We start from the raw sequence: 20,004 nt of genomic DNA, 5'->3' as shown, positions 1-20,004 counted from the left end.
TCAGGGCTGGAGGCGGGTGCGCGTCCAGCCGTCGCCGGCGCGGTCGAACCGCAGCCGGTCGTGGAGGCGGAAGGGCCGGTCGCGCCAGAACTCGACGCTCTCCGGGATCACGCGCCAGCCGGTCCAGCGCTCCGGCCGCGGCACCTCGCGACCTTCGAAACGGGCCGTCTCCCGCGCCACGGCCAGCTCCAGGGCGTCGCGGCTCTCCAGCGGGCGCGACTGCTCCGAGGCCCAGGCTCCGATGCGGCTCTCGCGCGCCCGGCTGGCGAAGTAGGCGTCGGCCTCGGCCGCGCTCACCGGCTCCACCGCCCCCCGCACCCGCACCTGCCGGCGCAGGGTCTTCCAGTGGAACAGCAGGCCGGCGCGGGGATGGGCCGCCAGCGCCAGACCCTTGGCGCTTTCGCGGTTGGAGTAGAAGGTGAAGCCCCGCGCATCGACGTCCTTGAGCAGCACCATGCGGGCGTCCGGCTGGCCGTCGGCGTCGACCGTGGCCAGGGCCATGGCGTTGGCGTCGTTCGGCTCGGTCCCCCGCGCGTCGGCCAGCCATTCGACGAACAGCCCGACCGGGTCGTCCCGGTCGAAGATGCTCTCGTCGCCGTTGGCGGCCAGGGCGGCGGCGTAGTGCTCCGCGTATTCCTCGCGGGTGGGGCTGGGCGGGATCACAGGCGCGGTCATGGCCTGCAGATAGACCCTGCCGGCGACCTTGGGGAGGGGCTTCACGGTTAACCCGGCCTTGACCATATCCGGCGCTGTAGTGGCGGCATGCGCGCCCGCTCCCACCCCGAAGTCGCCTCGACCCGCGAGGCCCTCGCCCTGCTCGGCCTGACCGGCCCGACCGAGGGCGCGGCCCTGACCGCGGCCTTCCGCGCGGCGGTCAAGGCGGCGCGGCCCGACCAGCCGGGCGGCGACGAGACCCGCTTCCGCAAGGTGATCGCCGCCTGGCGGCTGCTGCAGGGCGAGGCGCGGGGGCCGGCGCTGGAGCCGCCGCCGGTCCGGCCGGCCCCGCCGCCGGTGGTCTCGATCACGCCGCTCGAGGCCCTGCGCGGCGGTCGCGCGACGGTGGAGATCGGCGGCCGGACCCTGCGCGTGCGCGTCCCGGCCGGAATGCGCTCCGGCGAGCACCTGCGCCTGCGCCGGGGCGGCGCCGACGGCGCCGACCTGCACCTGCCGGTGCTGATCCGCGCCGCCGAGGGGCTGAGCGCGCTGGGCGACGACCTGTACATGGGCTGGCCGACGCCGCCGCGGCTGATCGAGGACGGCGGCCGGGTCGAGATCGACACCTGGGCCGGTCCGCGCTCGGCGTGGATCGTGGCCGAGCAGGAGACGCTGCGGGTGCGGCTGAAGGGACTGGGCCTCCCCGCCCGCGGATCGCGCCCGCAAGGCCACCTGTTCGTGACGCTGGAGCCCTCGGCCGACGCCCCCTCCTCCGCCGAGGACCTGCTGGTCCGTTTCACCCGCGTCTGGACGCCGGAGCGGATGGCGGCCTGAGCTTGCCGTAGCGCATCAGAAAGCGCATCATTGATGCACCAATTGATGCGAGCACGGGCATGCGAACCACCGTCACGATCGACGACGAGCTTCTTGCCCGGGCGGCCGAGTACAGCGGCCTGACCGAGCCGTCGGCCATCATCCGCTTCGCCCTGCGCGATTATGTGAGCGGAGAGGCTGCGCGACGACTGGCCGCCATGGGCGGCTCCATGCCGGATTTCGAGCCCGCGCCCCGGAAGCGCCACTTCGTCGCCGAAGACGAATGAGGCTGATCCTCGTGGACTCCTCGGTCTGGGCCGAGCATTTCCGCGTCGGCGACGGCCTTCTCGAACTCTGCCTGAGGGCGAAGCGCGTTCGGATGCACCCCTTCGTCATCGGCGAGCTGGCGATGGGCAACCTGCCGCAGCGAGGACGCACGCTGGCAGAGCTTGACGCCCTGCATCGCGTGGGCGCCGCGAGCGACAGCGAAGTGTTGAGCCTCATCGAGACTGGCGGGCACTACGGGGCGGGTCTGAGCTGGGTCGACATGCACCTTCTGGCCGCGGTCCTGTTGCGCGAAGATGTGGATCTCTGGACCCGCGACCGCCGGCTGAACGCAGCCGCGGCTCGCTACGGCCGCGCCGCGCGGCTACACCACTGACATGTCCCACAACACCTTCGGCCATCTGTTCCGCGTGACCACCTGGGGTGAGAGCCACGGGCCGGCGATCGGCTGCGTGGTCGACGGCTGCCCGCCGGGGATTCCGCTGAGCGAGGCCGACCTGCAGCCGTGGCTGGACCGGAGGAAGCCCGGCGGCAGCCGCTTCGTCACCCAGCGCAGGGAGAGCGACACGGCCAGGATCCTGTCGGGCACGTACGACGACGGCGCCGGGCCGGTGACGACGGGGACGCCGATCTCGATCCTGATCGAGAACGAGGACGCCCGCTCGAAGGACTATGGCGAGATCGCCCGCGCCTTCCGCCCCGGCCACGCCGACTACACCTACCAGGCCAAGTACGGCGTCCGCGATCCGCGCGGCGGCGGGCGCAGCTCGGCGCGCGAGACGGCGGCGCGGGTGGCGGCGGGGGCGATCGCCCGCAAGGTGCTGGGCGAGGCGGTCCGCATCCGCGCCGGGGGGGTTCAGATCGGCCCGCATCGCATCCCGCCCGGGGCGGTCGATTTCGACGCCGTGTACGAAAACCCGCTGTTCGCCGCCTCGGCGGAGGTGGTCCCCGCGTGGGAGGCGTACCTGGACGAGGTGCGCAAGGCCGGCTCCTCCATCGGCGCGGTGGTCGCGCTGGAGGCCACCGGCGTCCCGCCCGGCTGGGGCGCGCCGCTCTACGGCAAGCTGGACGCCGAACTGGCCGCCGCCCTGATGTCGATCAACGCGGTCAAGGGCGTCGAGATCGGGGCGGGCTTCGGCGCGGCCGAGCTGTCGGGCGAGGACAACGCCGACGAGATGCAGCTGGGCGAGGACGGCCGGCCGGTCTTCCTGTCCAACCACGCCGGCGGCGTGCTGGGCGGCCTCTCCACTGGCCAGCCGGTCACCGCCCGGGTGGCCTTCAAGCCGACCTCCTCCATCCTGACGCCCCGGCGGAGCATCACCCGCGACGGCGAGGAGACCGAGCTGCGCACCAAGGGGCGGCACGACCCGTGCGTGGCCCTGCGCGGCGTGCCGGTGGTGGAGGCCATGGCCGCCTGCGTGCTGACCGACGCCCTGCTCAGGCACCGGGCGCAGACGGGCGCCCCCTTTCCGCAACAGTACTAGTTACCTATATAGCGCCTGACCGGCGCGCCGCCCGTGGCGCGCCCTGCAAGGGAGTATCGCGTCATGATCGACGTACGCCGCTTCGACAGCCTCGGAGGCGCCGACCACGGCTGGCTCAAGGCCCGCCACCACTTCTCGTTCGCCGGCTACTACGACCCGCGCCGCATGGGCTGGGGCCGGCTGCGGGTGTGGAACGACGACGAGATCGCGGCGAAGTCGGGCTTCCCGCCCCACCCGCACGCCGACATGGAGATCATCACCTACGTCCGCACCGGGGCGATCACCCACGAGGACTCCATGGGCAACCGCGGCCGCACCGCCGCCGGAGACGTGCAGGTGATGAGCGCCGGCACGGGGGTGCGCCACGCCGAGTTCAACCTCGAGGACGAGACCACCACCCTGTTCCAGATCTGGATCGAGACCGACCGGCCGGGCGCCCCGCCCGCGTGGGGCCAGCGCGACTTTCCGAAGAGCGACCGCTCGGGCCGTTTCACGGTGATGGCCTCGGGCGACCCGGCCGACGGGGCCCTGCCCATCAACGCCGACGCGAAGGTGCTGGGGGCCACGCTGAAGGCCGGCGAGAGCCTGGACTACGACCTCGGGCCGGGCCGCCGCGCCTATCTGGTGCCCGCCGTCGGCGAGGTCGAGGTGAACGGCGAGACGCTGAACGCGCGCGACGCCGCCGCCATCGTCGACGAGGCGACGGTGAGGATCACGGCGAAGGCCGACGCCGAGCTGGTGATGGTCGACAGCCGCTGAGGCTGAAGGCGGCTCCGGCTTTCCCGAGGGGAGCCGGAGCCGTCACTTGCCGCTCGTCCCGGCGGACTCCGGTGCGGAGATGGCCACCAGCACCCGGTCGTTGAGCGGCTCACGCATGTCCTTCTCCGCGCGCACCGGTGCGCTTTCGCCGAAGGCCATGGTGGTGATCCGGTCCGCCGGGATTCCCGTGGCCACGAGCGCGTCGCGCACCGCGTTCGCGCGGCGCTGGGACAGCGCGAGATTGTCCGCAGCCTCGCCGATGGTGGAGGTGTGGCCCTCCACGATCAGCATCCCCCGGCTGGCGGCCGGCAAGCTCGCCAGCGCCTCCACAATCTCCAGCCCCGCCACATTCAGCCGGTCCGAGCCGCGCTCGAAATAGATGTGCGCCGCCGCTTCCCCCGGCGGCGTCTGGGCCCCGCCGGCGAGGAGCGCCACAGCCAGAGAGGGGATCAACAACATGTCAGCCTCCACAGCGCGTTACACGTCCGCGGCAGGTTGTGGGGGGCGCCCAGACCTGTCAATCCGACCGGATCTGACGGCCTCCGGCCGATGCGAAAACCCCGCCGGGAGCGATCCCGGCGGGGTTCCGTTCGTCAGTGCGTGGCCGGCACCGTGCCGGGGTCCTGGATCGGCGGGGCGGCCGGCAGCGGCTCCGCCTCCTCGTCCCACTCCACCGGCGTCAGCGTGCCGGTCAGGGCCCACTTCAGCGCCTCGTCGGCGGTCGAGATCGGGACGATCTCCAGCGCGCCCTTCACATTGTCGGGCACCTCGGCGAGGTCCTTCTCGTTCTCCTCCGGGATCAGCACCGTCTTCACGCCCGAGCGGAGCGCCGCGAGCAGCTTCTCCTTCAGGCCGCCGATGGCGGTGACCCGGCCGCGCAGGGTGATCTCGCCGGTCATGGCGATGTCCTTGCGGATCGGGACGCCGGTCAGCACCGAGACCATGGCGACCGTCATGGCCACGCCCGCCGAGGGACCGTCCTTGGGCGTCGCGCCGTCGGGCACGTGCACGTGGATGTCGGTCTTCTCGAACACCGGCGGCTTGACGCCGAAGGCCAGTGAACGGGCCCGGACGTAGGAGGCGGCGGCGGAGATCGACTCCTTCATCACCTCCTTGAGGTTGCCGGTCACGGTCATGCGGCCGCGGCCCGGCATCTTGATCGCCTCGATGGTCAGGATGTCGCCGCCGAACTCCGTCCAGGCCAGGCCGGTGACGATGCCGACCTGGTCCTCCGCGTCCGTCTCGCCGTAGCGATACTTCCGCACGCCCGCGTATTCGGCCAGCTTCTCGCTGTCGACGGTGATCGACACGGCCTTGGTCCGCGCCATCTCGCGCACCGCCTTGCGGGCGATGCCGCCGAGCGCGCGCTCCAGCGAACGCACCCCGGCCTCGCGGGTGTAGTAGCGGATCAGTTCGCGGATCGACTCCTCGGGGACGATCAGCTCGCCCTCCTTGAGTCCGTGGTCGGCGAGCTGCTTCGGCAGCACGTGGCGCTTGGCGATCTCGACCTTCTCGTCCTCGGTGTAGCCCGACACCCGGATGATCTCCATCCGGTCCATCAGCGGCTGCGGCATGTTCAGGCTGTTGGCCGTCGTCACGAACATCACCTGCGACAGGTCGTAGTCGACCTCCAGGTAGTGGTCGCCGAAGGTCGAGTTCTGGGCCGGGTCCAGCACCTCGAGCAGGGCCGAGGACGGGTCGCCCCGCCAGTCGGCGCCCAGCTTGTCGATCTCGTCCAGCAGGACGAAGGCGTTGGTGGTCTTGGCCTTCTTCATCGACTGGATGATCTTGCCCGGCATCGAGCCGATGTAGGTCCGGCGGTGACCGCGGATCTCGGCCTCGTCACGCACCCCGCCCAGCGACATGCGCACGTATTCGCGGCCGGTCGCCTTGGCGATCGACTTGGCCAGCGAGGTCTTGCCGACGCCGGGAGGGCCGACGAGGCACAGGATCGGTCCCTTCAGGCTGCCGGTGCGGGCCTGCACCGCCAGGTATTCGATGATCCGTTCCTTGACCTTCTCGAGGCCGTAGTGGTCCTCCTCGAGGATCGCCTCGGCCTTGGCCAGATCGATCGGCTTGGTCCGCGCCTTGCCCCACGGGATCGACAGCAGCCAGTCGAGGTAGTTCCGCACCACCGTCGACTCGGCCGACATCGGGCTCATGTTGCGCAGCTTCTTGACCTCGGCCTCGGCCTTGGCCCGCGCCTCCTTCGACAGCTTGGTCTTCCGGATGCGCTTCTCGAGCTCCATGATCTCGTCGCGCTGGTCGTCGGTCTCGCCCAGCTCGCGCTGGATCGCCTTCATCTGCTCGTTGAGATAGTACTCGCGCTGGGTCTTCTCCATCTGGCGCTTCACGCGCGAGCGGATCTTCTTCTCGACCTGCAGGACCGAGATCTCGCCTTCCATCAGGCCATAGACCTTCTCCAGCCGCGCCGGCACGGCGACGGTCTCGAGCAGGGCCTGCTTGTCGCCGATCTTCACCGACAGGTGGGCGGCGACCGAGTCGGCGAGGCGCGACGGGTCGGTGATCTGCGGGATGGAGCTGAGCGCCTCGGGCGGCACCTTCTTGTTCAGCTTCACATAGTTTTCGAACTGCTCGATCACCGCGCGCAGCAGGGCCTCGGACTGCGAGGCCTCGCCCTGTTCGTCGGCGATCTCCTCGGCCTCGGCCTCGAAGTAGTCGGCGCGGTCGGTGAAGCGCAGCAGGCGCGCGCGGCCCTTGCCCTCGACCAGCACCTTGACGGTGCCGTCAGGCAGCTTGAGCAGCTGCAGGACGTTGGCCAGCACGCCGATCGGATAGATGGCGTCGGCGGCCGGGTCGTCATCGACGCTGTTCTTCTGGGTGGCGAGCAGGATCTGCTTCTCGCCCTTCATGATCTCGTCGAGCGCGCGCACGGACTTCTCGCGTCCCACGAACAGCGGGACGACCATGTGCGGAAAGACGACAATGTCTCTCAGCGGCAGGACGGGGAGGGTCTTGGTCTCGGACATGATGCGTACTCCGGGGCCCTTGTGGATCGTGGACCCGCCGGGCCGGCGGCCGGAGCGAAATGCCCGACCGGTTCGACTCGGCCCGTCTTCGACGGCCTTTGAATGAGTATGTGGTTGCGCGGTTGCGGCGTTCAAGCGTGGCCGCCCTGCGCGACTGGGGACCAATGGGCGGCGGCCAGGCTGCACGGATCGTGCGCCGCATCGGCGGATCGCGCCCGGCCCGGATTGCGGCCCACCGCTTCGGGGAGAATTCCGCCCCGGCCGTGCTGTGGCCGGCGCGCCACGCCCCGGCGGTCACGAAGAAGGGCGGCCCGCGCCGGACCGCCCTTCCCTGTCGTTCCCGGGCCGGATCAGGCGGCGCTGTCGGGCGCGGCCTTCTTGCCCTTGGTTTCGGCGTAGATCAGCAGCGGCTGGGCCTTGCCCTCGATGACCTCGGCGTTGACCACCACCTCCTCGACGCCCTCGAAGGTCGGCAGTTCGAACATGGTCTCCAGCAGGATGCCCTCGAGGATCGAGCGCAGGCCGCGGGCGCCGGTCTTGCGGGTGATGGCCTTGCGGGCCACCGCCGACAGGGCGTCGTCGGTGAACGTCAGCTCGACGTTCTCCATCTCGAACAGCCGCTTGTACTGCTTGACCAGGGCGTTCTTGGGCTCGGTCAGGATCTTGACCAGGGCTTCCTCGTCGAGGTCCTCCAGCGTGGCCAGCACCGGCAGTCGGCCGATGAACTCCGGGATCAGGCCGAAGCGCATCAGGTCGTCCGGCTCGACCTCCTTGAGGATGTCGCCGGTGCGGCGCTCGTCGACTTCCTTGACCTTGGCCCCGAAGCCGATCGAGACGCTGTCGCCGCGGGCGGCGATGACCTTCTCGAGGCCGGCGAAGGCGCCGCCGACGATGAACAGGATGTTGGCGGTGTCGACCTGCAGGAACTCCTGCTGCGGGTGCTTGCGGCCGCCCTGCGGGGGCACGGAGGCGACGGTGCCTTCCATGATCTTCAGCAGGGCCTGCTGCACGCCCTCGCCCGAGACGTCGCGGGTGATCGAGGGGTTGTCGGACTTGCGCGAGATCTTGTCGATCTCGTCGATGTAGACGATGCCGCGCTGGGCCCGCTCGACGTTGTAGTCCGAGGCCTGGAGCAGCTTCAGGATGATGTTCTCGACGTCTTCCCCGACGTAACCGGCCTCGGTCAGCGTCGTGGCGTCGGCCATGGTGAAGGGCACGTCGATGATCCGCGCCAGCGTCTGGGCCAGCAGCGTCTTGCCCGAGCCGGTCGGCCCGATCAGCATGATGTTCGACTTGGCCAGCTCGACGTCGTTGTTCTTCGTCGCGTGGTTCAGGCGCTTGTAGTGGTTGTGGACGGCGACGCTCAGCACCTTCTTGGCGTGGCTCTGGCCGATCACATAGTCGTCGAGGACCTCTCGGATCTCCTTCGGCGACGGCACGCCGTCCTTCGCCTTGGAGAAGCTGATCTTGTGCTCCTCGCGGATGATGTCCATGCACAGTTCGACGCATTCATCGCAGATGAACACGGTCGGTCCGGCGATGAGCTTGCGCACCTCGTGCTGGCTCTTCCCGCAGAACGAGCAGTAGAGCGTGCTTTTAGCGTCGGTGCCGGCTGCCTTGGTCATAGACCCTTCTCACTCTCGACGTTCGATCCGATATGGGGCCGAACGCGCTTCCTCCGCGTTTGATTCCCGAACATTGGGCGCGAAGGTCTTCAAAAATTGACAATCACCCATCCCCGCCGCCGCCACAACCCCGCCGAAGCGTGGTCGAAGACGGAATCGGAGCGTTCACTGTTGATGGGGATCGCGGCGAATGTCTGACATGGGAAGCCGCGCCCCCGTCGGCCAGTCCCCTCGCAAGGATCAGGCCATCGTCGCGTTCGATTTTGACGGCACCCTGACGATCCGTGACAGCTTCACCGAATTCCTGCGCTGGCGCGCCGGCCGCGGCGGCTGGGCGCTCGGCCTGGTGAAGCTGGCCCCGGCGGTGGCGGGCTACGCCCGCGACCGCGACCGCGGACGGATCAAGGCGGCGGCGGCGCGGGAGTTTCTCGGCGGCGCGGCCCGCCGGGACCTGGAGGCGGAGGCCGAGCGCTTCGCCGACCGTGTCTGGGATCGCTTCATGCGCCCCGACGCCCTGGCGGTCTGGAACGACTGGGGCGCGCGCGGCGCCCATCGCGTGATCGTGACCGCCAGCCCGGAGACCACCGTCGCCCCCTTCGCGCGTCGCCTGGGGGCCGAGGCCCTGCTCGGCACGCCGCTGGTGTTCGACGCCGACGACCGCGTCACCGGCGCCTTCGCCGGGCCCAATTGTCGCGGCGAGGAGAAGGTGCGGCGTCTGTGCGCGGCCTATGGCGACGATGTGCGGCTGGCGGCGGCCTACGGGGACACGTCGGGCGACACGGAGATGCTGGCGATCGCGGACCAGCCCGGCTTCCGGGTCTTCACCGGCCGGCCGTAGCTCTCAGCGCCCCTCGGCGTCGACGTCGAAGGCGACCGGCTTGCCGCGGGAGGTCGGATTCCAGCCGGCCTCGATCACCGCCGCCACGGCGTTGCGCACGTGCTCCACGTTGACGAACTGCTTCTCGACGTCCGGACGCCCGTTGGGCCGGAGCGGCGGCGGAAACTGGACCACGGCCTCGCGCCTGAAGTCCTGCAGCCGCAGCGTGACGGCGATGCCCTCCCACCGGCCGCCCGAGGTCGGCCGCGGCTGGCGGCGAAGCTCCCAGTGATAGACGTCGCCGTCGACCTCGACGGTTCCGCGGGTGTCTCGCGTCTGCATCGCCGCCTGATAGCACAACAGGAAAAGGCGCGCCCCCGGGGCGCGCCTTTTCCGCGGTTCAAGCTCCGGGCCGGCTCAGGAGCCGGGAGTCTTCACCCCGTCCGAGTCCGCCTGCTCGCGACGGTCGTAGACGTGGTCGACGATGCCCCAGGCCTTGGCCTCCTCGGCGTTCATGAAGTGGTCGCGGTCGAGGGTGCGCTCGACCTCCTCGTAGGTGCGGCCGGTGTGGTGGACGTAGATCTCGTTCAGCCGGCGCTTGGTGTAGCGGATGTCCTCGGCGTGACGCTCGATGTCCGAGGCCTGGCCGCGGAAGCCGCCCGAGGGCTGGTGCACCATGATCCGCGCGTTCGGCAGGGCGACGCGCTGGCCGGCGGCGCCGGCGGTGAGGATCAGCGAGCCGGCCGAGGCGGCCATGCCCATGCACACCGTCGACACCGGCGAGCGGATGTATTGCATGGTGTCGTAGATCGCGAGCGCCGAGTGGACCTGTCCGCCCGGGCTGTTGATGTACATGCTGATTTCCTTCTTCGGGTTCTCCGACTCGAGGAACAGCAGCTGGGCGCAGATCAGCGAGGCCATGCCGTCCTCGAAGGGCCCGGTCAGGAAGATGATCCGCTCGCGCAGCAGGCGCGAGAAGATGTCGAAGGCCCGCTCGCCCCGGCTGGACTGCTCCACCACCATGGGGACGAGGTTCATGTTCATCAGTTCGATCGGATCGCGCATTCAGGCCTTCTCGGGATGCTATGGGCGCGACTCGGCGGTCGTCAGCCTCTTTCGGGATATCGCCCCGGCGGGGCGTCGGCGCAAGACGCCCGGCCTCCGGCTCTATCCGCCGCGGCCGGATCCGGTCAGCTCGGACACCATGTCGCGGGCCAGTTCCCGCTGCTGCGCGGCCCGTCCGACCGGGTTCGAACGGCCATCGTAAAGGGCCAGCAGGAAGGCCGCGTCCCAGTCGGTCATGCGCCCTCCGCCGGGGCGGGAGGGATTGAACAGGTTGAGAATGGTGTCGGACTCGCTCATGTCCGTTTCGGGGTCGACCTGGGCGAGCGCCACCATGGCGACGTAGTTGGACAGGGCCGCGAGAGAGACGCCCGCCACCCTGTCCGCGTCGATGACGACGAAGACGCGGACCAGGTCGTTGCGGATCGGGGGATGCAGGCGCGAGATGCCCGGCGAGACCACGTCGGGCGGATCCTCGCCGTCCAGCGCGATCGCCGGCGCTCCGGTTTCGGCGCTCACCGGCAGGGCTATGTGCCACCAGCGGACCGGCGCGTCGGAGTTGACGAATTCGTCGAGTTTTTCCCGCCCCAGGTCGGTGCCGTTCCGCGACGGACTGAAGGCGAGAACCCTCTCCCGCACCGCCTCGCGCATCACCTCGGTGGCGTTTTCCGAGCGGGCCATGAGGATCATCAGATTGGGATCGCAGCCGGGCTCGCCGGACTCCACGCCGAGGACGGCAGCCACCGTCGCGATACGATCGATCAGGAACTGGGCGGAGTCGGCCTGCATGTTCATCACGCCGGCGCAGATCGGGCTGTTCCAGCGGGCCAGCGGGCGGCGGCCCGGCGCGCGGCTGACTTCCTCGACGAAGGCGCGCGATCTGTCTTCGAGGCGGCCGCGAACCGTGATCGCGTCCAGTTCCGTCGCCGCCTCCTGCGGGGCGGCGACGACGCCTCCCGGCGGATCCTGCGGCGCCGAGGCCGCCAGCGCGGCCGCCAGAACTGCTGCAATCATGCTCATCGAAATCCTCCCCGTCGCGCACGATTGCGCCCTCTCGGGGCTTCGCGCCAGTCCCCCCGCAGCGAAGAGGCGCGCCGGACCGGTCGCGGTCGACAAAAAGGCCCGCGCGGCGCAGCCGGCGGGCCCTTGTCACAGACGGACGGCGTGGATCAGGCCTCGTCGTCTTCCTTCAGCAGCTCTTCCTTGGTGATCGGCGCGTCCGTCACCTCGGCGGTGTTGAAGATCAGGTCGCAGACCTTCTCCTCGTAGATCGGCGCGCGCATCTGGGCGGCGGCGTTGGGGTTCTGGCGGTAGAAGTCCAGCACCTGGCGTTCCTGGCCCGGATAGTTGCGGGCCTCGTTCATGATGGCGTTGTTCAGCTCCTGGTCGGTGACCTGCACGTTGTTGGCGCGGCCGATCTCGGCCAGCACGAGCCCGAGGCGCACGCGGCGCTCGGCGATCTTGCGGTACTCTTCCTTGAGCTTCTTCTCGGACTTCTTGGCGTCCTCGGGCGGCAGGCGGCCGGCGTCCTTGTCGGCCTGCACCTGCTGCCAGATGCCGTCGAACTCGGCCTCGACCATCTTCGGCGGCAGCGGGAAGTCGTGGGCCTTGTCCAGCTCGTCCAGCAGGGCGCGCTTCAGCTTGAAGCGGGCGGCGCCGGCGTACTGCTGGTTCAGGTTCTGCCGCAGCAGCTCCTTCAGCTTGTCCAGCGACTCGATGCCGATGCGCTGGGCGAAGTCGTCGTCGACCTTGGTCTCGGCCTCGGCCTTGATGGCCTTGACGGTGACGTCGAAGGTCGCGGCCTTACCGGCGAGGTGCTTCGCCTGGTAGTCCTCGGGGAAGGTGACCTCGATGGTCTTCTCCTCGCCGACCTTGGCGCCCTTCAGCTGCTCCTCGAAGCCGGGGATGAAGCGGTTGGAGCCGATCACCAGGTCGGCGTCGGTGGCCGAGCCGCCCTCGAAGGCCTCGCCGTCGATCTTGCCGACGAAGTCGATGGTCAGCTGGTCGCCGTCGGCGGCCTTGACCGTCTTGCCCTTCTTGTCCTCGTAGGTCTTGGCCTGTCCGGCCAGTTCCTTCAGCGCCTCGTCCAGGTCCTCGTCCGAGGCCTCGTAGGTCGGGCGGTTCAGCTTCAGCGTCTTCGGATCCACCGGGGTGAAGTCCGGCATCACCTCGAGCTCCATCTCGTAGGCGAGGTCCTCGCCGCCGGTCAGGACCTTGTCCATGTCCGAGGTCAGCTTCATCTCGGCCGGGGCGGCCGGCCGCACCTTGGCCTCGTCCAGCGCCTTCTGGCTGGTCTCGTTCAGGGCGGTGTTGACGATCTCGCCCATCAGGTCGCGGCCGAAGGTCTTCTTCACGTGCGCCACCGGCACCTTGCCCGGACGGAAGCCCTTCAGCTTCATCTGCGGCGCCACTTCCTTCAGGCGGGCGTCCAGCTTCGCGTTCAGCTCGGCGGCGGGGATGGTCACCGCGATCACGCGGCTCAGGCCTTCGGAGGACTTTTCGACGACTTGCATGGTCGGGATTCTGACGCTCTGGGGCGGCGCCGGATCGGCAGGCGCTGCGCGGTGTGGGAAAGCAACAAGGGCCGCCCTTGCGAGGCGGCGCCTTTGAAGCCCGCCCTTATGTCGATCACCGCCCGAAAGGTCAACGTGAGCCCGGCGGTTTCGGCGCGGCCCGGCCTCGGCTATCCAGCCCGGATGACCCAGTCCCCTCCCCCCATCGGCGTCGCCGTCTTCCCGGTCACGCCCCTGCAGCAGAACTGCACCCTCGTCTGGTGCCGGAAGACCCTGAAGGGAGCGATCATCGATCCGGGGGGATCCGTCGACGCCCTGCTCGCGGGCGTGGCGAGACAGGGGGTGACGCTGGAGGCCATCTGGATCACCCACGGCCACCTGGACCACGCCGGCGGCGCGGCGGAGATGCAGGAGAAGACCGGTCTCGACATCATCGGCCCGCACCCCGACGACCAGTTCTGGATCGACGGCATCCCGGCCCAGGGCCAGATGTACGGCCTGCCCGAGGCGCGGGCGTTCATGCCCACCCGCTGGCTGGCGGACGGCGACCGGCTGACGCTCGGCGAGGCGGCGTGGGAGGTCTACCACTGCCCGGGCCACACGCCCGGGCACGTGATCTTCTTCAACCGCGAGGCGCGGTTCGCCCAGGTCGGCGACGTGCTGTTCCAGGGGTCGATCGGCCGCACCGACTTCCCGCGCAGCGATCACGCCAGCCTGCTGAACGCCATCGTCACCAGGCTCTGGCCGCTGGGCGACGACGTCGCCTTCGTGCCGGGCCACGGCCCCGGATCGACCTTCGGCGCCGAACGCCGGAGCAACCCCTTCGTCTCGGACGAGGCGCTGAAGCGCGCGCCGATCGCCCGTCCGGCGAGCGGGCCGTCCTAGCGGGCGACCAGCAGACCGATGATCACGCCCAGGCCGAGGGCGTAGATCGAGGCCCGCATCGGCTCCTGTTCGACGGCGCCGCGAAGCCGCCGGGCCCGCTCCCGTCCCCAGCCGCCGACCAGGCCGGCGTCCTCGCGCAGGGCGGATCGCAGCGGCCGGGCCTCCGCCGTCCCGTCCGCCTCGCCGCCGGCGAGGATGTCGTCCGCCGCCCGCTCGAGGCGCGTTGTGTCCGTGTCGATGGCGTCCACGATGTCTTCTTCGGAGTTCGGTCCAGGGGCGGTGTCGCTCATCTCGGTATCCTCGGGCGGGGGGTGAGCCGGATGAACCACGACCGTCGGCCGCGGTTCCCGGCCCATGCAACGGCGCGGGCTGCGGCGTGTTGGTCCGGGACGCAAGGAGCCGACCATGACCTGGATAGAACCCGTCCCCGCCCAGCCCGAGATCACCCCGCCCGACACGCCGGGGCCGGACATCGACCCCGTTCCCCCGCCGGACTTCGAGCCGGGCGGACCGCCGGACGTCGTCCCGCCGGACACGCCGGGTCCGGACATCGATCCGGGCGGGACGCCCCCGGAGGCCGGCGGATGAGCGTCCGCGCCGCCTCTCGTCCAAGCCCTGTGATTCGTTCGCATTTCTGTGACCGCGCCGCCGGAACCTGAGCGGGGCCCGGGGGTTCAATCGGCGACCGTCACAAGCGCCACGAAAGGAACCCCCGATGGCTCAGAGTCAGCCCCCGCGAGCCTCCGGCGTCTCCAAGCGGGGCTTCGCCTCGATGGATCCGGAACGCCAACGCGAGATCGCCCGCAAGGGCGGCGCCAGCGTGCCGAGCGAGAAGCGGAGCTTCTCGCAGGACCGCAGCCTGGCCGCACAGGCCGGCCGCAAGGGCGGCGAGGCCTCCCACGGCTCCCGCAACCGGGAGCGCGCTCCCGCCGCAGAGTAGGCGCACAAGCGGCGACAGGGGGCGGCTCCGACGGAGCCGCCCCTTTTTCTTTCCGCTCAGGTTTCGAGCAGGGCCAGCGCCACCGCGGGCGCGACGGACTCGCGGAAATCCGACAGCCGCCATCCGGACGCCGCCGCGAGCCGGTCGACCGCCGTCCGCGTGAACTTGCGGGAGCTCTCGGTGTGGATGGTCTCGCCCCGGGCGAAGCCGAGCCGGCGGCCTCCGATCCCGACGGTCATGTCGCGCCCCGCCTCCAGATGCATCTCGATCGCCGAGGCCTCCGGGTTCCACAGCGCCCGGTGGCGGAACTCGTCCACCGGAAAATCCGCGCCCGCCTCGCGATTGGCGCGCACCAGCAGGTTGCGGTTGAACGCCGCAGTGACCCCCGCCGCATCGTCATAGGCGGCCACCAGCACCGCCGGGTCCTTGACCAGGTCGACGCCCAGGATGAACAGCGCCCCCTCCCCCAGCAGGTCGCGCGCCGCCTTCAGGAAGGCGACGGCCTCCCCGGGTTCGAGATTGCCGATGGTGGAGCCGGGGAAGAAGCCCACGTGCCGCCCGGGCCCGACGTCTTCCGGCAGGGCGTCGAGCGCGAGGAAGTCCCCGACCATCGGCCGCACCTTCAGCGCCGGATACCCGGCCTCGATCCGGTCGGCGGCGGCCTCGAGCGCGTCGGGGCTGATGTCGATCGGCACATAGGCGGCGAGGTCCGGCGCGGCGTCCAGCACGATGCGGGTCTTCTCGCTGGCGCCCGAGCCGAACTCGACCAGCACCGCGCCGGGCCCGAACCGCCCCGCCCAGTCGGGGGCGACGCGGCGCAGCAGCTCCGCCTCCTGCCGGGTCGGATAGTATTCCGGCAGGCGGGTGATGTCCTCGAACAGGCGCGAGCCCTCGGCGTCGTAGAACCACTTCGGCGACATCCGTTTCGGCGAGGCCGAAAGGCCGTCCAGCAGGGCCGCGGCGAAGTCGCCGTCCGCCCCGGCCCGGGCGCCGTCGCCGGGCTCGGCGTCCCGCGCCAGCCGCAGCCCGGCGAAGGCCCAGCGCTGGTGGGGATAGAAGAAGTTGCGGTAGCTGACGCGCGCGTGCCCCTCCGGGGTCGCGAAGCTGGAGCCCCGCAGCACCAGCTGGTTGGCCATGAACTTGCCGTTGTACTCCGCGGCCGTCCCCTCGGTCGGGCGGAATCCCGGATAGGGGGTGTAGGGCGAGGCGGTCCACTGCCACAGCGCGCCCAAGGCGTCGGCGAAGGCCTCCGGCTTCGTCCGCACCGCGTGCTCCCATTCGGCCTCGGTGGGGAGGCGCGCGCCGGCCCAGCGCGCGAAGGCGTCGGCCTCGTACCAGCTGACGTGGCGCACCGGGGCGTCCGGCTCCAGCGGCCGGCGCCCGGCCAGGGTCATGGCCGTCCACGCCGCGTCCTCCCGCTGCCAGTACAGCGGCGCGGTCCAGCCCTCGGCGCGGACCGTCGCCCAGCCGTCGGAGGTCCAGAGCTCGGGCCGGCGGTAGCCGCCGTCCTCGATGAAGGCGATCCAGTCGTCGTTGGCGACCAGGCCCGCGGCCATCGCGTACGGCTCCAGCCACACCCGGTGGGCAGGCCCCTCGTTGTCGAAGGCGAAGCCGCCGCCGTCGTGGCCGATCCCGACCAGCCCGCCCTCCAGCGCGATCCACCCGTCCCGGCGGTCCGCCGCCGGCGCGGCCCCCGGCTCGCCCGCATAGGCGGCCGGCTCCAGCGGCGAGCGCGACATCAGGTGCAGCAGGTCCATCAGGAACAGCTCCTGGTGCTGCTGTTCATGGTGCAGGCCGAGCTCCACGAGATAGCGGGTCCGGCCGTCGGTCCGGCCCTCGCCCAGCCACGCCGCCATCCGCCGGTCGATCTCGCGCCGGTAGGCGAGCACCTCGTCGAGGCCCGGCCGGGTCATCAGGCCGCGCTCGGTGCGCGGGACGCGGTCGCCGAGGGCTTCGTAATAGCTGTTGAACAGCCGGCCCCACGCCGGGTCGACCGGCGCATAGCCCGGCTCCCCGGACAGGAGCATCGCCTCCCAGAACCAGGTGGAGTGCGCCAGATGCCATTTGCCGGGGCTGCAATCCGGCATCGACTGCGCGGCGAGGTCTTCCGCGGACAATCCTCGGGCGAGCGCCGGGAGGGCCGCCCTCACCTCGCGGAACCGGGCCAGATCGGCGTCGGCCGGGGTCGAAATCCGGCTGCAGGTGTTCATACGGCGATCCCCCTTCGGCTCGTCGGTCAGATGGGGCGGCGGGGTCCAGACCGCCACCGTCGCGGGCAATGTCGCCGGTCCGACAAAGGAACGGGCCATCGGGGGTGACGTTCCGCCAGGGTCGCCGGGCGCTCCTGCGGGCGACGTGTGACAGTCACGGGATCGCTGGATGCCGACCGATCTTGCGCCGTTCGCGGGCGCCGCCGACGCGACCGAAGCCACCGCCGGAGCCCGGCAGGGCATCGTGGAGCCCCGCCGCTGGCGGGAGGCGGTGACGGTCCTGATCCCGTCCCTGCGCGCCTTCGCCTGGTCCCTTTCGCGCAACGCCGCCGACGCCGACGACCTGGTGCAGGAGACCCTGACCAAGGCCTGGACCTACCGCGACCGGTTCGAGGGCGGCACCAATCTGCGGGCCTGGCTGTTCACCATCCTGCGCAACTCCTGGTACTCCGCCCTCTCCCGGCGGCAGCGCGAGGTGGCCGACGAGGAAGGACGCCATGCGGCGGGACTCTCCGCCGAGGGCGCCCAGGAGTGGACGGTCGAGCTGGGCCGGCTCCGGTCGGCCATGGACGACCTGCCGCCGGCGCATCGGGAGGCGATCGTCCTCGTCGGCGCCGCGGGCCTGTCCTACGAGGAGGCGGCCGAGATCGCCGGCTGCGCCCTGGGCACCATCAAGAGCCGCGTCAACCGCGCCCGCAACCGCCTCGCCGAGGTGATGGACATGCCGCGCGGCGACGGCTGACGGTCAGGCGCGCCGGTCCTTGCGGGCGGCGGGAGCCAGGGCGTCGAGGTGCGCCTGCAGACGTTCCGGCGCCGGCTCGGCCTCGATGCGGCGGTAGGCCGCGCGCAGCGCCGCATCCACGCGGGCCGCATCGCCGGGGCGGCCGGGATCGCGCTTCGTCATCGGGCCGCCATGCGCGCGGGGCCCGCCCGGCTCACGCCGAAAGCGAGGCCACGTCGGCCAGCAGCTCGTCCACGGCCGCCTCGGTGGTCGCCCACGAGCACACGAAGCGGACGGAGCCGTCGTCGAACCGGTAGCAGGCCCAGCCCAGTTCGTTCAGCCGCCGGTGCGCCTCGGCGGGCATGCGGACGAACACGGCGTTCGCCTCCACCGGATGGGCGAGGATGAACGGACTGCGCAGGGCGACGCCCTCCGCCAGCCGCTGCGCCATCAGGTTGGCGTGGGCCGCGCCGGTCAGCCAGGCGTCGCTCTCGAGAAGGCCCACGAAGGGCGCCGCCAGGAAGCGTGCCTTGGACGCCGTCTGCCCCGCCTGCTTCAGCCGGTTGTCGATGCGGCGCGCCAGCGAGCGGTCGAACATGACGATCGCCTCGGCGCAAAGGGCCCCCGCCTTGGCGCCGCCGAACACCAGCACGTCGACCCCCAGCCGCGCGATCGACGGAAGGTCGAAGCCCGCCGCCGCCGCATTGGCCAGGCGCGCCCCGTCCATGTGCACGCCGTAGCCGCGCAGCTTCACCGGCTCGATCAGGTGGCGCAGCTCCTCCTCGGTGTAGACCGCCCCATACTCCGTCGACTGGGTCAGGCTCAGGGCCGCCGGCGGCTGGCGATGGCCGACCTCCGGCTCGTCCAGCGCCGCCTCGAGGGCCAGCCGGTCGATCTTGCCCGAGAACCCCGGCAGGCCGATCAGGCCGACGCCGTGGCCGAAGAAGCCGGGCGCGCCGGTCTCGTCGGTGCAGACGTGGGCGGCGTGGTGGGCGATCACCGCCTCGTGCGGCCAGGCCAGCATCGACAGGGCGATGGCGTTGGCGGCGGTGCCGGAGAAGACGAAACGCACCTCCGCGTCCGCGTCGAGGCGCTGGCGGATCAGGTCGGCGGCGCGCGCCGTCAGGTCGTCGGAGCCGTAGGCGCGGGCGAACCCGGCGTTGGCCTCGACCAGCGCCTGGAGGGCGGCCGGGGCCATGCCGGCGGTGTTGTCCGAGCCGAAGTCGTAGCGCATGTCTCAGCCTTCCTCCGCCGCGTCGACCACTTCCCGCCGGACGCGGACCACCGGCATCACGTCCCGCTCGTCGCCGTAGGGCACGGCGACCTGGTGCGGGAACGGAATCTCGATCCCCGCCCGGTCGAGGGCCTCCTTGCCGCCCTGCATCAGGTCGGCCTGGGTCTGCCACCAGTCCTCGGAGTGGACCCAGGCGTGCAGGGTGATCTGGACCGAGCTGTCCAGCAGGCCGGTGACCCCGGTCCACGGGGCCGGGTCGTCGAGCACCTTGCCGTGCCCGGCCGCCACCCCGGCCAGCACCTCGCGCGCCGCCGCCAGATCCTCGCCGTAGCCGACGGTGAAGTTGATCTCGATGCGCCGCGTCTTCTGCCCGGTGAGGTTGACCACCACGTCGCTCAGCACCTTCGAATTGGGCACCACGATCTTGTGATTGTTGGCGTTCGACATCTGGGTGGTGAACAGGTCCAGCCGCTGCACCGTGCCGGCGACGCCGTTCAGGTCGATCACGTCGCCGACCCGGTAGGGGCGCAGGATCAGCAGCATGACCCCGGCCGCGACGTTCGACAGCGTCCCCTGCAGGGCCAGGCCCACCGCGAGGGAGGCGGCCCCGAGCACGGCGATGATCGAGGTGGTCTGCACCCCCAGCCGCTGCAGCACCGCGATCAGGCCCACGATCAGCACCAGCACCCGCGCCACCTGGGACGCGAAGCTGAGCACCGTGGGATCCTCGCGGAAGCCGCGGATGCGCCCCAGCACCCGCTTCGCCACCCGCGCCGCCCAGCGCGAGGCGATGATGGTGACGGCGAGGATAAGCAGGGCGATCAGCAGGTTGACCGCCAGGTCGCCGGCCATGTCGGTCAGCTTGGCGACCATGGCCACGTCGAGGCTCGCGGCCTCGCGGCCGGCGGCGACGGCCTGGTTCAGGGGGGAGAGCAGGTCGGACATGGGCCCGGGTCTAACGTCTGCGGCGCGATTTGGAAGCCCGCCCGCGGCCGACGGCCTCCCTTACGCC

Annotated in this window: 23 protein-coding genes; 10 read left to right on the top strand and 13 right to left on the bottom strand. The window is 70.9% G+C overall.

Annotated elements, in window-relative coordinates:
- Positions 1-675, bottom strand: a complete 675-nt coding sequence (gene pdxH, locus H2038_RS13150) for a pyridoxamine 5'-phosphate oxidase (protein ID WP_292114097.1) — start codon at positions 673-675, stop codon at positions 1-3.
- 87 nt (positions 676-762) lie between these two features.
- On the opposite strand from pdxH, the gene H2038_RS13145 reads away from it, so the two are divergent.
- The 5 genes from H2038_RS13145 (at position 763) to H2038_RS13125 (ending at position 3,995) form a co-directional block, all read left to right on the top strand.
- The gene (locus tag H2038_RS13145) at positions 763-1,488 is read left to right on the top strand and encodes a DnaJ C-terminal domain-containing protein (protein ID WP_292114038.1); all 726 of its coding nucleotides are present in this window, start codon (positions 763-765) and stop codon (positions 1,486-1,488) included.
- 59 nt (positions 1,489-1,547) lie between these two features.
- Positions 1,548-1,754: a type II toxin-antitoxin system VapB family antitoxin gene (locus H2038_RS13140; protein ID WP_292114035.1), complete on the top strand. Its 207-nt coding sequence runs from the start codon at positions 1,548-1,550 to the stop codon at positions 1,752-1,754.
- On the top strand, positions 1,751-2,128 hold the full coding sequence (locus H2038_RS13135; RefSeq protein WP_292114033.1) for a VapC toxin family PIN domain ribonuclease: 378 nt from the start codon (positions 1,751-1,753) through the stop codon (positions 2,126-2,128). The genes H2038_RS13140 and H2038_RS13135 overlap by 4 nt, the downstream gene beginning before the upstream one ends.
- 1 nt (position 2,129) lies before the next feature.
- Positions 2,130-3,236, top strand: a complete 1,107-nt coding sequence (aroC, locus tag H2038_RS13130; protein WP_292114030.1) for a chorismate synthase — start codon at positions 2,130-2,132, stop codon at positions 3,234-3,236.
- A gap of 63 nt (positions 3,237-3,299) precedes the next feature.
- Complete coding sequence (locus tag H2038_RS13125; protein WP_292114027.1) at positions 3,300-3,995, top strand: pirin family protein; 696 nt, start codon at positions 3,300-3,302, stop codon at positions 3,993-3,995.
- 42 nt (positions 3,996-4,037) lie between these two features.
- On the opposite strand, the gene H2038_RS13120 is transcribed toward H2038_RS13125, so the two are convergent.
- The 3 genes from H2038_RS13120 to clpX all read right to left on the bottom strand — a co-directional run bounded on the left by H2038_RS13120 (position 4,038) and on the right by clpX (position 8,610).
- Positions 4,038-4,454, bottom strand: a complete 417-nt coding sequence (locus tag H2038_RS13120) for an OmpA family protein (RefSeq protein ID WP_292114025.1) — start codon at positions 4,452-4,454, stop codon at positions 4,038-4,040.
- A gap of 134 nt (positions 4,455-4,588) precedes the next feature.
- Positions 4,589-6,985 (bottom strand): endopeptidase La, encoded by a 2,397-nt coding sequence (lon, locus tag H2038_RS13115; RefSeq protein WP_292114022.1) that lies wholly within the window; start codon positions 6,983-6,985, stop codon positions 4,589-4,591.
- Positions 6,986-7,335: 350 nt separating this feature from the next.
- Complete coding sequence (clpX, locus tag H2038_RS13110; RefSeq protein WP_092312018.1) at positions 7,336-8,610, bottom strand: ATP-dependent Clp protease ATP-binding subunit ClpX; 1,275 nt, start codon at positions 8,608-8,610, stop codon at positions 7,336-7,338.
- 190 nt (positions 8,611-8,800) lie between these two features.
- Here clpX and H2038_RS13105 point away from each other — a divergent pair, with 190 nt between their 5' ends.
- Positions 8,801-9,448, top strand: coding sequence for an HAD-IB family hydrolase (locus tag H2038_RS13105; protein ID WP_292114018.1), 648 nt, complete (start codon positions 8,801-8,803; stop codon positions 9,446-9,448).
- A gap of 3 nt (positions 9,449-9,451) precedes the next feature.
- On the opposite strand, the gene H2038_RS13100 is transcribed toward H2038_RS13105, so the two are convergent.
- From H2038_RS13100 to tig, 4 genes are all read right to left on the bottom strand, one after another.
- Positions 9,452-9,769, bottom strand: coding sequence for a hypothetical protein (locus H2038_RS13100; RefSeq protein WP_292114015.1), 318 nt, complete (start codon positions 9,767-9,769; stop codon positions 9,452-9,454).
- A 75-nt stretch (positions 9,770-9,844) separates the two neighbouring features.
- The gene (locus tag H2038_RS13095; RefSeq protein WP_292114012.1) at positions 9,845-10,492 is read right to left on the bottom strand and encodes an ATP-dependent Clp protease proteolytic subunit; all 648 of its coding nucleotides are present in this window, start codon (positions 10,490-10,492) and stop codon (positions 9,845-9,847) included.
- Between the two features lie 102 nt (positions 10,493-10,594).
- Positions 10,595-11,509 (bottom strand): hypothetical protein, encoded by a 915-nt coding sequence (locus H2038_RS13090; protein WP_292114010.1) that lies wholly within the window; start codon positions 11,507-11,509, stop codon positions 10,595-10,597.
- 149 nt (positions 11,510-11,658) lie between these two features.
- Positions 11,659-13,002 (bottom strand): trigger factor, encoded by a 1,344-nt coding sequence (gene tig / locus H2038_RS13085; protein WP_292114008.1) that lies wholly within the window; start codon positions 13,000-13,002, stop codon positions 11,659-11,661.
- A 183-nt stretch (positions 13,003-13,185) separates the two neighbouring features.
- Here tig and H2038_RS13080 point away from each other — a divergent pair, with 183 nt between their 5' ends.
- Positions 13,186-13,887 (top strand): MBL fold metallo-hydrolase, encoded by a 702-nt coding sequence (locus tag H2038_RS13080; protein WP_292114006.1) that lies wholly within the window; start codon positions 13,186-13,188, stop codon positions 13,885-13,887.
- On the opposite strand, the gene H2038_RS13075 is transcribed toward H2038_RS13080, so the two are convergent.
- A complete protein-coding gene (locus H2038_RS13075) occupies positions 13,884-14,177 on the bottom strand; it encodes a hypothetical protein (RefSeq protein WP_292114004.1) in 294 nt (97 codons plus the stop codon). The two genes, H2038_RS13080 and H2038_RS13075, sit on opposite strands and share 4 nt — an antisense overlap.
- A 115-nt stretch (positions 14,178-14,292) precedes the next feature.
- Here H2038_RS13075 and H2038_RS13070 point away from each other — a divergent pair, with 115 nt between their 5' ends.
- Together H2038_RS13070 and H2038_RS13065 are read left to right on the top strand one after the other, a co-directional pair.
- Entirely contained in the window at positions 14,293-14,475 is a 183-nt protein-coding gene (locus H2038_RS13070; RefSeq protein ID WP_292114001.1) for a hypothetical protein, read from the top strand.
- Positions 14,476-14,602: 127 nt separating this feature from the next.
- Positions 14,603-14,827: a general stress protein gene (locus H2038_RS13065; protein ID WP_292113998.1), complete on the top strand. Its 225-nt coding sequence runs from the start codon at positions 14,603-14,605 to the stop codon at positions 14,825-14,827.
- Positions 14,828-14,883: 56 nt separating this feature from the next.
- Here the strand turns inward: H2038_RS13065 and egtB are convergent, their stop codons facing one another.
- Positions 14,884-17,136 carry an ergothioneine biosynthesis protein EgtB gene (gene egtB / locus H2038_RS13060; protein ID WP_366926503.1) on the bottom strand — a complete coding sequence of 751 codons (2,253 nt, stop codon included), beginning with the start codon at positions 17,134-17,136 and terminating at the stop codon, positions 14,884-14,886.
- Positions 17,137-17,206: 70 nt separating this feature from the next.
- On the opposite strand from egtB, the gene H2038_RS13055 reads away from it, so the two are divergent.
- Positions 17,207-17,779 (top strand): sigma-70 family RNA polymerase sigma factor, encoded by a 573-nt coding sequence (locus H2038_RS13055; protein ID WP_292113996.1) that lies wholly within the window; start codon positions 17,207-17,209, stop codon positions 17,777-17,779.
- Between the two features lie 3 nt (positions 17,780-17,782).
- Here H2038_RS13055 and H2038_RS13050 read toward each other — a convergent pair whose 3' ends face one another.
- The 3 genes from H2038_RS13050 to H2038_RS13040 are packed head-to-tail and all read right to left on the bottom strand — an operon-like array spanning position 17,783 to position 19,937.
- Positions 17,783-17,941: a hypothetical protein gene (locus H2038_RS13050; protein WP_292113993.1), complete on the bottom strand. Its 159-nt coding sequence runs from the start codon at positions 17,939-17,941 to the stop codon at positions 17,783-17,785.
- Positions 17,942-17,972: 31 nt separating this feature from the next.
- Entirely contained in the window at positions 17,973-18,992 is a 1,020-nt protein-coding gene (locus H2038_RS13045; protein ID WP_292113989.1) for a low specificity L-threonine aldolase, read from the bottom strand.
- A gap of 3 nt (positions 18,993-18,995) precedes the next feature.
- Entirely contained in the window at positions 18,996-19,937 is a 942-nt protein-coding gene (locus tag H2038_RS13040; protein WP_292113987.1) for a mechanosensitive ion channel family protein, read from the bottom strand.
- Between the last annotated feature and the right edge of the window lie 67 nt (positions 19,938-20,004).

It is taken from the genome of Brevundimonas sp., assembly GCF_013912005.1.
GTDB lineage: Bacteria > Pseudomonadota > Alphaproteobacteria > Caulobacterales > Caulobacteraceae > Brevundimonas.
This window is presented reverse-complemented; position numbering and strand designations above follow the sequence as displayed.

Coding starts and splice junctions, on each gene's coding strand:
- lon (WP_292114022.1), bottom strand. CDS start 6,985: ATGTCCGAGACCAAGACCCTCCCCGTCCTGCCGCTGAGAGACATTGTC.
- H2038_RS13050 (WP_292113993.1), bottom strand. CDS start 17,941: ATGACGAAGCGCGATCCCGGCCGCCCCGGCGATGCGGCCCGCGTGGAT.
- H2038_RS13095 (WP_292114012.1), bottom strand. CDS start 10,492: ATGCGCGATCCGATCGAACTGATGAACATGAACCTCGTCCCCATGGTG.
- aroC (WP_292114030.1), top strand. CDS start 2,130: ATGTCCCACAACACCTTCGGCCATCTGTTCCGCGTGACCACCTGGGGT.
- H2038_RS13135 (WP_292114033.1), top strand. CDS start 1,751: ATGAGGCTGATCCTCGTGGACTCCTCGGTCTGGGCCGAGCATTTCCGC.
- clpX (WP_092312018.1), bottom strand. CDS start 8,610: ATGACCAAGGCAGCCGGCACCGACGCTAAAAGCACGCTCTACTGCTCG.
- H2038_RS13070 (WP_292114001.1), top strand. CDS start 14,293: ATGACCTGGATAGAACCCGTCCCCGCCCAGCCCGAGATCACCCCGCCC.
- H2038_RS13140 (WP_292114035.1), top strand. CDS start 1,548: ATGCGAACCACCGTCACGATCGACGACGAGCTTCTTGCCCGGGCGGCC.
- H2038_RS13040 (WP_292113987.1), bottom strand. CDS start 19,937: ATGTCCGACCTGCTCTCCCCCCTGAACCAGGCCGTCGCCGCCGGCCGC.
- H2038_RS13065 (WP_292113998.1), top strand. CDS start 14,603: ATGGCTCAGAGTCAGCCCCCGCGAGCCTCCGGCGTCTCCAAGCGGGGC.
- H2038_RS13145 (WP_292114038.1), top strand. CDS start 763: ATGCGCGCCCGCTCCCACCCCGAAGTCGCCTCGACCCGCGAGGCCCTC.
- H2038_RS13105 (WP_292114018.1), top strand. CDS start 8,801: ATGTCTGACATGGGAAGCCGCGCCCCCGTCGGCCAGTCCCCTCGCAAG.
- H2038_RS13045 (WP_292113989.1), bottom strand. CDS start 18,992: ATGCGCTACGACTTCGGCTCGGACAACACCGCCGGCATGGCCCCGGCC.
- H2038_RS13075 (WP_292114004.1), bottom strand. CDS start 14,177: ATGAGCGACACCGCCCCTGGACCGAACTCCGAAGAAGACATCGTGGAC.
- tig (WP_292114008.1), bottom strand. CDS start 13,002: ATGCAAGTCGTCGAAAAGTCCTCCGAAGGCCTGAGCCGCGTGATCGCG.
- H2038_RS13125 (WP_292114027.1), top strand. CDS start 3,300: ATGATCGACGTACGCCGCTTCGACAGCCTCGGAGGCGCCGACCACGGC.
- H2038_RS13100 (WP_292114015.1), bottom strand. CDS start 9,769: ATGCAGACGCGAGACACCCGCGGAACCGTCGAGGTCGACGGCGACGTC.
- H2038_RS13080 (WP_292114006.1), top strand. CDS start 13,186: ATGACCCAGTCCCCTCCCCCCATCGGCGTCGCCGTCTTCCCGGTCACG.
- H2038_RS13120 (WP_292114025.1), bottom strand. CDS start 4,454: ATGTTGTTGATCCCCTCTCTGGCTGTGGCGCTCCTCGCCGGCGGGGCC.
- egtB (WP_366926503.1), bottom strand. CDS start 17,136: ATGGCCCGTTCCTTTGTCGGACCGGCGACATTGCCCGCGACGGTGGCG.
- H2038_RS13055 (WP_292113996.1), top strand. CDS start 17,207: ATGCCGACCGATCTTGCGCCGTTCGCGGGCGCCGCCGACGCGACCGAA.
- pdxH (WP_292114097.1), bottom strand. CDS start 675: ATGACCGCGCCTGTGATCCCGCCCAGCCCCACCCGCGAGGAATACGCG.
- H2038_RS13090 (WP_292114010.1), bottom strand. CDS start 11,509: ATGAGCATGATTGCAGCAGTTCTGGCGGCCGCGCTGGCGGCCTCGGCG.